The sequence below is a fragment of the Microbacterium sp. genome (assembly GCF_029263575.1).
Classification (GTDB): Bacteria; Actinomycetota; Actinomycetes; order Actinomycetales; family Microbacteriaceae; genus Microbacterium.
In genome coordinates this window covers 1-11,471 of sequence record NZ_JAJUFV010000097.1, presented here as the reverse complement: position 1 = coordinate 11,471, position 11,471 = coordinate 1, and the positions used below count along the sequence as shown (strand labels likewise).

Genomic DNA, 11,471 nt, shown 5'->3' with positions numbered 1-11,471 from the left:
GTCGACATATGCCGCCAGCTGCATGAGAGCTGTGACACGGGCCGTGCGGGCGAGCTTGGAGTCCTGCACCCGCCACCTGCCGTCGTCATCGCGCAGCAGGAAGTCAGCGAACCCGACGAACTCGTCCGTGGCGAAGGCGGCTTGGAAAAGCAATCTCGCGTCGGATCGCAACGCCTCGCGCGTCTCGGTCACGACCAGGGCGAGCGCTTCAGGATCAGAGGAATTGACCCGCACGATCTCGTGCACGGCATCTGTGCCCAGACGCTCGCGATACTGCTGGAGGACCGTCACCTCGTGCGCGTCACCGAGTCGCGCGGCCCGCTCGAGTGTGGCGTCTTCTGGTTCGTCGACCGCGGGGACGCGGCCGAGCTTCGCATCGATCGCACGCGCCCAGGCGAACTCGCACTCGGCCGCAGCCTTCAGGTCACTCGCGCTCCAGATGACGCGCTGCGCCTGAGTATCGATCCGCATGGTTCGAGCGTAGCTGGGGGCGCTGACATCGCGCCGCGCACTTCGGCGGGCTCAGCGAGCGGTGCTCCGCCACCAGTCGTCCGCGGGCGCGACGGGCAGGCGTCGCTTGTGCTCGGTCGTGCGGTACTTCTGCTCGATGCGTGCGGCGGTCGCGGCATCCATCGGCTTGCCCTCGAGGTAGTCATCGATCTGCTCGTACGTGATTCCGAGTTCGTCCTCATCAGAGCGACCGGGCTGGTCATCGAGCAGGTCGGCGGTCGGCACCTTCTGCCACAGCCGATCTGGCGCGTTCAACGTCTGCAACAGCTGCTTTCCCTGACGCTTGGTGAGTCCGGCGAGCGGCAGGATGTCGGCTGCTCCGTCACCGAACTTCGTATAGAAGCCGGTCACCGCCTCGGCAGCGTGGTCGGTGCCGATGACGAGGTGGCCGTCGTGACCGGCCAGCGCGTACTGCGTGACCATGCGAATGCGCGCCTTGATGTTGCCACGGTTGAAATCCGAGATGGATGCCCCGGATGCCTGTTCGATGTCGGTCTCGACACCGTCCACACCGTGCTGGATATTCACTTCGACTACCCGGTCAGCGGCGATGAATGCGATGGCGGCAGCCGCGTCATCCGCGTCGTGCTGCACCCTGTACGGCAACCGGACAGCGATGAAGTCCGCCGCGCCGCCGTCGGCTCGCACGCGCTCGACGGCGAGCTGGGCGAGGCGTCCGGCAAGCGTCGAGTCCTGCCCGCCCGAGATGCCGAGCACAAACCCCCGCGCTCCGGTGGAGACCAGGTAATCGACAAGGAACTGCACGCGTCGATCGATCTCGACCGCGGGGTCGATGTCAGGCTGCACGCCGAGGGTCAGTGCGATCTCCTGCTGAAGAGTCATGACTCCAGTATTGCCCCTGAGGTGTTACATCGGGATGACGGGAATAGATCACGCTCGTGGATACTTGGGTCGAACGGAACCGTCCAACGCACGAAAGATGAGCATCATGCCCCTCCTCGGACACAGCGACCTCGATGTCTTCCCTCTCGCCCTCGGCGGGAACGTGTTCGGTTGGACGGCCGACCGCGACGCCTCCTTCGAGATCCTCGATGCCTACGTCGCAGGCGGCGGAGACTTCATCGATACGGCCGACGGCTACAGCGCGTGGGTGCCGGGCAACAGCGGTGGTGAGAGCGAGACGATCATCGGAGAATGGCTGACGTCGCGAAAGCCCACCGGTCTGACCATCGCCACGAAGGTCAGCAGCCACCCGGAGTTTCGGGGCCTGTCCGCGCAGAACGTTCGCGCGGCCGCTGAGGCGTCGTTGCAGCGTCTCGGTGCCGACACGATCGACCTCTATTACGCGCACTTCGATGACCCCGAGACCCCGCTCGAAGAGACCGTCGACGCGTTCGGTCGACTCGTCGCCGGCGGCCTCGTGCGTCACATCGCCGTCTCGAACTACTCGGCAGACCGCATCCGCTCGTGGGTGTCGATCTCTAAGCAGACGGGTGCCCCCGTGCCGGTCGCAATTCAGCCGCACTATAACCTCGTGCACCGAAACGACGTAGAAGAGAGCGTCATCCCCGTCGCGGAGGAGTTCGAGATGAGCTTGGTGCCGTATTATGCGCTGGCCAGCGGTTTCCTCACCGGTAAGTATCGATCGACGGATGCCGCGGCCACCTCGCCGCGCGCCGGAGGGGCATCGAAATACGCGACACCGCAGGGGCTGCGGGTCATCGACGAGTTGGAGCGCGTAGCCGAGTTGCGAAATGCCTCGGTCACGTCGGTCGCGCTCGCATGGCTGCGGACGCAGCCGACCGTTGTCGCCCCGATCGCGAGCGCGTCGCGAGTGGAGCAGGTCGCTGATCTGCTGGCGAGCGCGACGTTGGAGCTCACCACGGATGACGTCGCTGCGCTGAATGCGGTGTCGGAGTGGAACCCCGCGGGAGTCTGAGTCGCGTAGATCGCCCGTTCGACGGGCCCGAGGTCGCTCCATCGCCAGCGATCGCCAGCTTTCGACAAGCCCGTCAGGACCGGATGCGGCTGGGGCCGGCCGGGGTCTGCTCGACGACCAGCTGGGCTGGGAGTTGCTCTTGCATCGACTCGACGTGACTGATGATGCCGACCGTGCGTCCGCCGCTGCGGAGCTCGTCGAGCGTGCGCATGGCGATGTCGAGTGTGTCGGCGTCGAGTGACCCGAACCCTTCATCGATGAACAGGGTGTCGAGTTGAATACCACCGGCACGGGCGGTGACGACCTCGGCGAGGCCGAGTGCGAGGGCGAGTGAGCTGAGAAAGGTCTCGCCGCCCGACAGCGACTGCGCCGGACGCGTCTGCCCGGTGAACGCGTCGAAGACGACGATGCCGAGACCGGATGCCGCGCCCCGTGCCGCGAGCGCATCGGAGTGCTGCAGCTGATAGCGACCGGTGGACATGTCGCTGAGGCGCCGGTTGGCCGCCTCGACGATCTCTTCGAGTTCAGCGGCGAGCACGAAAGTCTCGAGGGTCATCTTGTGCGTGTTGCCTGCGCGCCCGGCGATCGTGTCGGCGAGGCCCCGCACGACGTCGTAGTCAGACTGCTGCCGGGCGCTCTGAGAGTGCGCGGTCGCGGCGGTGTCGATCAGGCTCGTCAGCTGCTCTGCGGTTGCCTGCGCGCGACCGGCGAGGTCAACGGCAGCCGTCCATTCCGTACGCGCGGTCGCCGCCGCCTGCTCGGTCTGGGCAAGGTCGAGGGGTTCTTCGGGAAGGGCACGCATCTCGAGAGCAAACAGGATCTCGCGCTCTTTCGCCCGCTGCACGGTGTGCGCCGTGATGCGTGCGTCGAGCGCATCTTGTTCGGCGACGGGCCGCAGCGCCTCGTGCGCGGCGGTCGCATCGTCGAAATCTGACGCGGCGAGAGCCTCGGACTGCGCCGTCTGCGCCTCGGCAGATGCCTCGGCCCGGCGCTGTTCTTCGGTGAGAGCGGCAGCGAAGGATCTCGCTGTCGCTAACAGCGCGCTCACCGACGCGATCCGCTCGCCGACCGTCGCGAAGTCTGCTCGGGCATCAGCGATCAGCTTCTGCGCCTCGTCGCTGCGCTGGGTCACAAGCGCCAGCTCTTCCTTCGCCGCAGCCAGTGCGGTCGCCGCGGCGGATCGTTCCTTCTCACGCTCCGATGCCTGCGCGATGAAGGCGTCGAGCTCGCTCTGTGCGGCATCGAGACGTTCGGCGGCTCGCTGAGCGACGGTGTGAGCGTCGGCTGCGGCAGCCAGCTCGGTCTCAGCAGCAGCGACCGTGCGCGACTCGGCCCGCGCCTCAGCCGCGGCGTGCGCAGCGCGTGCGGCGCCCACGCGGTCGTGCGCCGTTCGCTCTGCTGTGACCGCGCTATCGCGTTCGACCTCGGCCCGGGCGATGTCGTCTGCGGAGACGGGGTCAGTGTGCTCTGCGGGTGACGGATGCGCTGTGGATCCGCACACCGCGCAGGGTTCGCCGTCGACCAGGTCGCTGGCGAGTTCGCCAGCGATTCCATCGAGGCGCCGCCGTCGTAGCTGCGCGAGGGTCGCCTGCTGAGAGGCCAGCGCCTCGGATGCTTCGGCGAGAGCCCGCTCGGCGACGGAGACCTCAGCGACCAGCGTTTCAGCCTGAACGGCGCCCTCGTGTCGTGCCTTCGCGGCGGTGAGTGCTGCCGCTGCCCCTTCTAACCGGTCGGCACCACGGCGCGAGGCATCGCGCTGAGCGGTCAGCTCGGCGAGACGCGTGGGCTGCTCCGCGTGCGCTGCTTCTGCCGCCTCGACACGTGCGGATGCCGCGGTGACCTGCTCGCTGGCGCCAGCGACTTCCGCAGCCAGAGGCTGGGCACCCTGCTCGAGATCGGCTGCGTGCTGCCAGGCGCCGATCTCGCGGGTGCGCTCGGCCGCCCACTCCTCGAGATCGGCCGCATCGACACCGTCGATGTCGACGCCTGTCGCTTCCCAGCTCTCGCGGACGGAAGCCTCAGCGGCAACCGCAGCGTCGTGCGCGTCGCGTGCCCGATCGGCCGCGGTGATGGTGGCGCGCAGCGCCTCTGCAGCCCGAGCCCGCTTCAACTGCGCACGCGCCTCGTCGATGTCGTGTTGTTCAGCGTCGAGCTGCTCGACGGCAGCTCTGGCGCGATCGCGCTCGCGCTGCGCCTTCTGCTCTTCCCGTCGATCGGCCAGCGCTGCGTCGGCAGCGGTGAGGTTCCGCTCGGCTGCGTCGCGCTCGAGCCCTCGGCGTTCGACCTGGTACTCGGCGCGAACCAGCGCCGCACGCAACGCAGACAGCCGCCCCTCGGTCGTGGTCGGTCGGATGTCATCGTCTGGCACGGCATCCGCCGCGCCTTCGTCAGACTGGTCGCTGTCAGACTGGTCGCTGTCGGACTGCTCACCGTGCTTTCCCCAGAGCTCGGCGGTCGTGACCACTCGTTCTGCCTCGTCGATGCGCGCACTGACCGTCGCGAGAACCCCGGCGAGCTCTGCCTCGGCTGTGCGCCGCCGCTCGTCGAATCGCGACTGCACATCGTCGAACCGCTCGGTTCCGAACAGCCGTCGCAGCAGTGCCTGCCGCTCTTTGCTGTCGGCGAGCAAGAACCGGGCGAACCGGTTCTGCGCCAGCAGGATCACCTGCAGAAACTGCTCGACCGTCAGCTGCAGAATCTCTTTCAACTCATCGGCGACCCGCTTCTCCTTTGCCGCGAGCGTGATCCACTCGTCACCGGAGAGCGTGTCGAGCTGCACGGCAGAGGTCTGCTTCGTCAGTCCGCCACCGCGCTTGGCCGGCCGCATGTACTCCGGCGAGCGCGTGACGCGATACCGACCGGCCGTGGTGCTGAATTCGACAACGACCTCGCTCGGGTCGTTCGGCTCGCAGTGGTCACTGCGCAGACGCCTGTCGCCGCTCTCGTACCGCGGGACGGATCCGTAAAGTCCGAAGCAGACGGCGTCGAGAATGCTCGATTTTCCGGCGCCCGTACGACCGGCGATGAGGAAGATGCCGTCGTCAGCGAAGCGGTCGAAGTCTACGACCTGCCGACCGCGGAACGGGCCGAACCCCTCGATCTCGAGTCGGTGAAGACGCACTAGACGAGAGCTTCCGCGACGACACGCTCGTCAAGCACCTCGCGAATCAATTCGCTCTCGCGCTCGCTCGGCCCCTGCCCCGCACGCACGTGCTCAAGGAACGCCTCGATGCGCTCGGCGTCGGTCACAGCGGTCTTCAGCCGCGCTGAGTAGGAGCGCTCTTTCGCCTCGGCGACATCGGCGGGTGCGTGCTGCACCATCGCGCAAAACCGGAAGTGCTCTTTCAACCGGCGCATCGGTTCAGCCTGCGGCAACGCATCGGTATAGACCGCGCACACCCAATCGCCCTCGTGCGCTGCGACGTTGTCGGAAGACAAGATCTCATCGAGAGTGCCGGTGAGGGTCACGAGCCGGCGCGGCACCGGCAGCGCGAGCCATGAGACCGACGCGAGGCCGGACGCATCGAGGTCGACCAGCCACGAACCGCGTTCTTTGTGCTGTTCGCCGAAGCTGTAGTGCAGCGGGGCGCCGGAATACCGCACGCGTTCGCTGAGCTTCTGACGCCCGTGAATGTGCCCGAGTGCGACGTAATCGGGCCCGTCGAACACGTCGAGTGGTACGACATCGAGCCCGCCCTGACGCACCTCGCGCTCCAGCCCTGCCGTCGCGTCGACCCCGGCTGCGAAGCAGTGCGCGATGGCAACTGAACGCCCCTCGTGCAAGCCCATGCTCGTGCGAACGAGCTGCATCGCGTGCGCCATCGTCTGCGCCTGCGTGCGCAGGGCAACATCGTCCCAGTGCTGCCGCACGATCGCCGGTTCAAGGTAGGGGATGCCATAGAAATGCACCGGACCGTTAGCGTCGTCGATCGTCACCGGTTCACCGATCGCGAGCGGATCGGTCATCACCTGAATACCGTCGCGGAGCAGCCGGGCTTGGAAGCCCAGCCGCGCGGCCGAGTCATGATTGCCGCTGGTCACGATGACCTGCGCACCGGTATCGTGCAGCGCCACGAGGGTGTCGCCGAGCAATGTGTAGGCGGGACCGGCGGGTGTCGCCGAGTCGAACACGTCGCCGGCGACGATCACGACGTCGACGGCGTTCTCTCGCACCTGCTGCACCAACGCAGACAGCACCTCGGCCAGAGCACCCATGGTCGAGTTGCCATGGAACGTACGACCGATGTGCCAATCAGAGGTGTGCAGAATTCGCATACTCACACCGTACGAAGTGCCACCGACATTCCCGCCGAGGCGTGCCGCGCACGGGCGAGCGCATGCGAGTCGCGTTCGGCGAGGCAGACGCTGGCGTGCGCCCGGCCCGGCCGAAGTAACAGAACGTCACATTTGTGACGGTCAGCGTCGGCGCAGCAGTCCGGCGTGTTCGGGGTTCTGCTCGAACCATTCGGCGACGTACCAGCAGACGGCATCGACCTTGCGGCCCCCACGCCGTTCGATGTCTGCCACAGCGCCCTCCACGACGCGCGCGGCATAGCCGTGACCGCGGAAATTCGGCACAGTGAAGGCTCTCGTGAGGGCGACCGTGCTTCCATCGTCGCGATAATCAAGGACGCTGACGAGCACTCCGTCGCGCATGAGCGTGTAGCGCGATGCATCCTTCTCGTCGGTCAGGAGGAACCCATCGATGAGCGTGGAATCAGTCATTCCCCCACGCTAGGGCACTCCGACACACGGAGACACGTTTTGACACGCGCGGACATTGTCAGACATAATCCCGACATGACCACCAACGCGAGCCCTTTGTCCGCCCAGGAGGCGAAAAGGACTGCCGGGATGATGATGCCCGGCTGCGTTGGCATGTGTTGCCGAATGTGTAGCTGATCTCTCAGCCACCCCTGCCGGCTCGACCTGTCGCCATCTGCGAGGCGCGAGCCCACGAGCATCCACCTGCGTGCTCGTCTCCCGGCCCTCCGGTCATTCCGCAACACACTCCGAGCCGCATCGGCTCAGCCTGTAAAGGACCCCATCATCATGTCGAACACCGCAATCCTCGAGCGTCCCGCCACCCGCGCACCTCACCTTCGCGCCGTCCCGCCGCTCGTCGAGTCGGCGCAGGCCACGGCACCGGCCGCCGCCGACCTTCCCGCCACGCGTTCGCCCCGCGGCTTCGCCCTCTACGTCGGACTCGATGAGATCAAGGCCGCCGAAGCCGGTGTCAGCCTTCCCGTGCTCGTCGACGCCCTTCGTCGCACCCTCGCCGAGCTCGCGCCGAGCGCCGAGACTCACGCGACGGTCGCACTCGCCCCCCACGGCTCAGGCGGACGCGACCTCGACCTTGTTCGCCTCGCTCTGCAGGAGCCCGGCGCGATTGCGCGCACCAAGGCTGCTGAAGAAGAAGAACAGGACGAAGACTACGGCGTCACGGTCGACATCTCGCGCAAGCGCGTACTGATCGACGGCGACTCGGCTGCCTTCACATACAAAGAGTTCGAGCTGCTGCAGTACCTCGTGCTGCGCGAAGGCCGCACGATCGAGCGCACCGAGCTCGTCTCGGCGCTGTGGCAGTCAACCGACGACGAGGCCCCCGGTGAGCGCACGATCGACGTGCACGTACGGCGTCTGCGCGCCAAGCTCGGCCGCTACGAAGACATCGTGCGCACGGTGCGCGGCGTCGGCTACCGCTTCGACCGCCACGCTGACGTCGTCATCCGCTACGGCCACGGCACGCCATCGCCGGACCGCTTCTGAGCCCGACTGTCGCCGCGTGCGGCGCGCCCGCCGTGCATAACTCCGCCGCGTGCGACCCGGTCCCCGGCCTGACCCGGCCCGACCCAGACCACGACCCGGCCCCGACCCGGCCCCGGGCCCCGACCGGTGCCCGACCAGGCCGCGCCCGGCGAAGGTCAGCACCCCCGCGTAGGGTGTTGGCATGACGACGACAGCGACGGCACACGCAGCCGCGACACCGCTGACGACGATCTACCGCCCCGCGCGACCGCTGAACCTCTTTCGCACAGTCGGCACGCTCATGCGCGGACCGAAAGACCCGACGATGTTCGTCGACGGCACGACGCTGTGGCGCGCGGCGCAGACGCCCGAAGGCGTGGCGACACTGGCGCTGCGCAACGTCAGCGGCGACGTCCACGCGACCGCGTGGGGCCCCGGCGCCGAGTGGGCACTCGAGCAGCTGCCCGACCTCTGCGGGGCGAGCGACGATGACTCGGGGTTCGACGTGTCGTGGCATCCGGTGCTCGCTGACATCGACCGACGCACGCGAGCGGCCCGGCTCACCCGCACCGACCTCGTCTTCGACGCCCTCGCCAGCGCCACGATCGAGCAGAAAGTCACGTCCCTCCAGGCGTTCGGCGCTTGGCGCGTGCTGATCACCCGGTTCGGCGAGCGCGCACCCGGGCCTTCGCCGCGGCCGCTGTTCGCTCCTCCGACGATCGACGGCTGGCGCCGCATTCCCTCCTGGAGCTGGCATCGGGCGGGTGTCGAACCTCCGCAGTCCCGCGCCATCGTCCGCGCCGCCGAGCGCGGCGATCGCATCTCCCGTGCCGTACTCACCGCTGACTCGGGTGCTGAGCGCGACCGGGTTCTGACGAGCCTTCCCGGCATCGGCGCATGGACCTCAGCCGAGACACGCATCCGGGCACTCGGCGACCCCGATGCCGTCAGCGTCGGCGACTACCACCTGGCTCACGAGATCGGCTTCGCCCTGACCGGCTCACGCACCGACGACGACGGGATGCTCGAGCTGCTCGCCCCGTGGGCGGGCCACCGCCAGCGCGTCATCCGCCTCATCCTCGCTGGCGGTCCGCGCGAGGCACGACGCGGCCCACGACTGGCGCCCGAAGATCACCGCGCGCGCTGAGTCATCTAGGCTGGCGCCATGGCAGCATCGAAAACGCAGCGCTGGACGTGGCTCGGCGGCACCGTGGTGCTGGTCGTGCTGGGAATCGTGATCGGGCTCATCCTGCAGAACGTCTGGCTCGGCCTGTTGCTCGCGGCGATCGTGTCGCTGGTCTGGCTGATCTCGGTCGAATCCCGCAAGGGCGGCAACAGCGGCGTGAACGACGAGTCGCACGGCATCGAACTGTAGAGCGCAAGCGCGACCTCAGCTGTAGTACAGCGCGATCTGCTGACCGTCGATCGTTCGCACATCGACTGCGGTGGCGTACACCTCTTCCAGGATCTCGGGCCGCATGATGTCGGTCGCTGGCGCATCGGCGACGACGCGCCCCGATCGCATCGCGACGATGCGGTCCGCGTAGGTGGCGGCGAAATTGATGTCGTGCAGCACGATGATCACGCGTCTGCCGAGCTCGTCGGCCATGCGCCGGACGAGCTTCATGATCTCGGCCATGTGCTTCAGGTCGAGGTTGTTCAGCGGTTCGTCGAGCAGGATGTACTTCGTGTCCTGCGCCAGCACCATCGCGATGAACGCACGCTGCCGCTGCCCGCCCGACAGCTCGTCGAGGAACCGTTCGCGCAACGAGTGCAGGTCGAGATAGTCGATGGCACGGTCTATCTGAACCCGATCATCAAGTGTCAATCGTCCGCGCGAGTGCGGGAATCGCCCGAATTCGACGAGGTCCTGCACTGTCAGTCGCGCAGCAATGTGGTTGTCCTGTCGGAGCACGGCAAGGATCTTCGCCAACTCATGCGAGCGCGTCTCTGCCGCGTTCATGCCGTCGATTTCGATGGTTCCGGCATCCGCTCTGATAAGTCGGCCGACGAGGCCGAACAGGGTGGACTTCCCGGCGCCGTTCGCGCCGATCAGTGCCGTCACGCCCTCATCGCCCAGCGTGAGGGTGACATCGTCAAGCACCGTCTGGGATCCGTATCGTTTGCTAACGCCGTCGAGCGCGATCATCGCGCCCCCTTTCTGAGCACCAGGTAGAGGAAGAACAGCCCACCGGCGAGCTCGATGATCATGGACAGGCTGCCGCCGAATCCGAGCAGCTGCTCGAGCACGAGCTGCGCGACCAGCAGCGCGCCGATGCCGATCAGCGCGGCGGCAGGAAGCGTCCACACGTGGCGGAAGGTGCCCGTGTACGAATAGGCGAGGTTGGCGACGATGAGGCCGAAGAACAGAATCGGCCCCGCGAGCGCTGTGGATGCGGCGATCATAATCGACACGATCGTGAACAGCGCCATCACGGTCTTTCGATGGTTCACGCCGAGTCCGACCGCGACCGGCTCGCCCAACGTCAACACATCCAGGGTGCTCATCATCGGAATGACAGCGACGACGCCCACTCCGACAAGCACGGCGGTGAAGGCGAGCAGCATCGGATCGGGCCGAGTCAGCGAGGCGAACATGGCGTCGGAGAGTATCTGAAAGTCCAGCGGGTTCAGCATCCGCTGCATCCATTCGGTGAATCCGCGAAAGAACGTACCCAGCACGATGCCGACCAGCAGCATCAAGTGAATGGAGCGCCGCTTGCCGCCGAAGAGCCAGGTGAACAGGAAGACGCTGAAGGCGACCATGACGACGACCTGCACGATCCACAGCATGATCTCATCGGCGTCGAGGAAGGATGCCGACCCGAGGAAGAACACGATGGTCGTGGAGATGAGCATGTAGAACGCGTCGAACCCCATGATCGACGGGGTCAGGATGCGATTTTGCGTGATGGTGTGGAATACCACCGTCGACACCCCCACGGCGGTGGCGATGACGAGCATCGCCATGACGGTCAGACCGCGCACCTTGAGCGCGAACCAGAGCGACCCGGGAATATCGGTGAGCAAATAGCAGGCGGCGAGAATCACAACCGCGGCTGAGAGAGCGGCGATGCGCACCGACGGCTTCGCCCACGCTTGCCGGATCGGCTCCCGCGACGGCGAGGAGACGACTGTGTCAGTGAGCACGACTTCTCCTTCGCAGCAGCAACCAGAGGAACAGGGCCGCACCGATCACACCGACGATGACCGACAACGGCATCTCGTAGGGGAAACGGACGACGCGGGCGATGAGATCGCAACCGAGCACGAAGGCCGCCCCGAGCCCGGCGACCCACCCGATCGCGCGACG

Annotated in this window: 11 protein-coding genes and 1 pseudogene; 4 read left to right on the top strand and 8 right to left on the bottom strand. The window is 66.9% G+C overall.

Annotation, left to right across the window (positions count from 1 at the left end; all coding sequences use genetic code 11):
* Together Q1J95_RS10575 and nadE are read right to left on the bottom strand one after the other, a co-directional pair.
* Positions 1 to 471: pseudogene (locus tag Q1J95_RS10575) on the bottom strand (DNA helicase); the annotation flags it as partial.
* A 51-nt stretch (positions 472 to 522) separates the two neighbouring features.
* Positions 523 to 1,353: an ammonia-dependent NAD(+) synthetase gene (gene nadE, locus Q1J95_RS10570; RefSeq protein WP_300267476.1), complete on the bottom strand. Its 831-nt coding sequence runs from the start codon at positions 1,351 to 1,353 to the stop codon at positions 523 to 525.
* Between the two features lie 106 nt (positions 1,354 to 1,459).
* Here nadE and Q1J95_RS10565 point away from each other — a divergent pair, with 106 nt between their 5' ends.
* Positions 1,460 to 2,410 carry an aldo/keto reductase gene (locus Q1J95_RS10565; protein WP_300267478.1) on the top strand — a complete coding sequence of 317 codons (951 nt, stop codon included), beginning with the start codon at positions 1,460 to 1,462 and terminating at the stop codon, positions 2,408 to 2,410.
* Between the two features lie 73 nt (positions 2,411 to 2,483).
* Here the strand turns inward: Q1J95_RS10565 and Q1J95_RS10560 are convergent, their stop codons facing one another.
* The 3 genes from Q1J95_RS10560 to Q1J95_RS10550 form a co-directional block, all read right to left on the bottom strand.
* Positions 2,484 to 5,531, bottom strand: a complete 3,048-nt coding sequence (locus Q1J95_RS10560) for an SMC family ATPase (protein WP_300267475.1) — start codon at positions 5,529 to 5,531, stop codon at positions 2,484 to 2,486.
* A complete protein-coding gene (locus Q1J95_RS10555; protein ID WP_300267474.1) occupies positions 5,531 to 6,685 on the bottom strand; it encodes an exonuclease SbcCD subunit D in 1,155 nt (384 codons plus the stop codon). Before Q1J95_RS10555 ends, Q1J95_RS10560 begins: the two co-directional genes overlap by 1 nt.
* Before the next feature lie 141 nt (positions 6,686 to 6,826).
* Positions 6,827 to 7,135, bottom strand: a complete 309-nt coding sequence (locus Q1J95_RS10550; RefSeq protein WP_300267473.1) for a GNAT family N-acetyltransferase — start codon at positions 7,133 to 7,135, stop codon at positions 6,827 to 6,829.
* 327 nt (positions 7,136 to 7,462) lie between these two features.
* Here Q1J95_RS10550 and Q1J95_RS10545 point away from each other — a divergent pair, with 327 nt between their 5' ends.
* The 3 genes from Q1J95_RS10545 (at position 7,463) to Q1J95_RS10535 (ending at position 9,533) form a co-directional block, all read left to right on the top strand.
* Positions 7,463 to 8,179 carry a winged helix-turn-helix domain-containing protein gene (locus Q1J95_RS10545; protein WP_300267472.1) on the top strand — a complete coding sequence of 239 codons (717 nt, stop codon included), beginning with the start codon at positions 7,463 to 7,465 and terminating at the stop codon, positions 8,177 to 8,179.
* 181 nt (positions 8,180 to 8,360) lie between these two features.
* Positions 8,361 to 9,305, top strand: coding sequence for a DNA-3-methyladenine glycosylase 2 family protein (locus Q1J95_RS10540; RefSeq protein WP_300267471.1), 945 nt, complete (start codon positions 8,361 to 8,363; stop codon positions 9,303 to 9,305).
* Between the two features lie 18 nt (positions 9,306 to 9,323).
* On the top strand, positions 9,324 to 9,533 hold the full coding sequence (locus tag Q1J95_RS10535) for a hypothetical protein (RefSeq protein ID WP_300267470.1): 210 nt from the start codon (positions 9,324 to 9,326) through the stop codon (positions 9,531 to 9,533).
* 15 nt (positions 9,534 to 9,548) lie between these two features.
* Here the strand turns inward: Q1J95_RS10535 and Q1J95_RS10530 are convergent, their stop codons facing one another.
* From Q1J95_RS10530 to Q1J95_RS10520, 3 genes are read right to left on the bottom strand one after another with little or no spacing between them, the layout of a single operon-like run.
* Complete coding sequence (locus Q1J95_RS10530; protein ID WP_300267469.1) at positions 9,549 to 10,307, bottom strand: ATP-binding cassette domain-containing protein; 759 nt, start codon at positions 10,305 to 10,307, stop codon at positions 9,549 to 9,551.
* The gene (locus Q1J95_RS10525) at positions 10,304 to 11,308 is read right to left on the bottom strand and encodes an iron chelate uptake ABC transporter family permease subunit (RefSeq protein ID WP_300267468.1); all 1,005 of its coding nucleotides are present in this window, start codon (positions 11,306 to 11,308) and stop codon (positions 10,304 to 10,306) included. The genes Q1J95_RS10530 and Q1J95_RS10525 overlap by 4 nt, the downstream gene beginning before the upstream one ends.
* Positions 11,298 to 11,462, bottom strand: a complete 165-nt coding sequence (locus Q1J95_RS10520; RefSeq protein ID WP_300267477.1) for an iron chelate uptake ABC transporter family permease subunit — start codon at positions 11,460 to 11,462, stop codon at positions 11,298 to 11,300. Before Q1J95_RS10520 ends, Q1J95_RS10525 begins: the two co-directional genes overlap by 11 nt.
* Positions 11,463 to 11,471: the final 9 nt, after the last annotated feature.

Bases quoted from the DNA above. Each gene is read 5' to 3' on its own strand.
- nadE (WP_300267476.1), bottom strand. From the start codon at position 1,353: ATGACTCTTCAGCAGGAGATCGCACTGACCCTCGGCGTGCAGCCTGAC.
- Q1J95_RS10565 (WP_300267478.1), top strand. From the start codon at position 1,460: ATGCCCCTCCTCGGACACAGCGACCTCGATGTCTTCCCTCTCGCCCTC.
- Q1J95_RS10555 (WP_300267474.1), bottom strand. From the start codon at position 6,685: ATGCGAATTCTGCACACCTCTGATTGGCACATCGGTCGTACGTTCCAT.
- Q1J95_RS10550 (WP_300267473.1), bottom strand. From the start codon at position 7,135: ATGACTGATTCCACGCTCATCGATGGGTTCCTCCTGACCGACGAGAAG.
- Q1J95_RS10545 (WP_300267472.1), top strand. From the start codon at position 7,463: ATGTCGAACACCGCAATCCTCGAGCGTCCCGCCACCCGCGCACCTCAC.
- Q1J95_RS10540 (WP_300267471.1), top strand. From the start codon at position 8,361: ATGACGACGACAGCGACGGCACACGCAGCCGCGACACCGCTGACGACG.
- Q1J95_RS10535 (WP_300267470.1), top strand. From the start codon at position 9,324: ATGGCAGCATCGAAAACGCAGCGCTGGACGTGGCTCGGCGGCACCGTG.
- Q1J95_RS10530 (WP_300267469.1), bottom strand. From the start codon at position 10,307: ATGATCGCGCTCGACGGCGTTAGCAAACGATACGGATCCCAGACGGTG.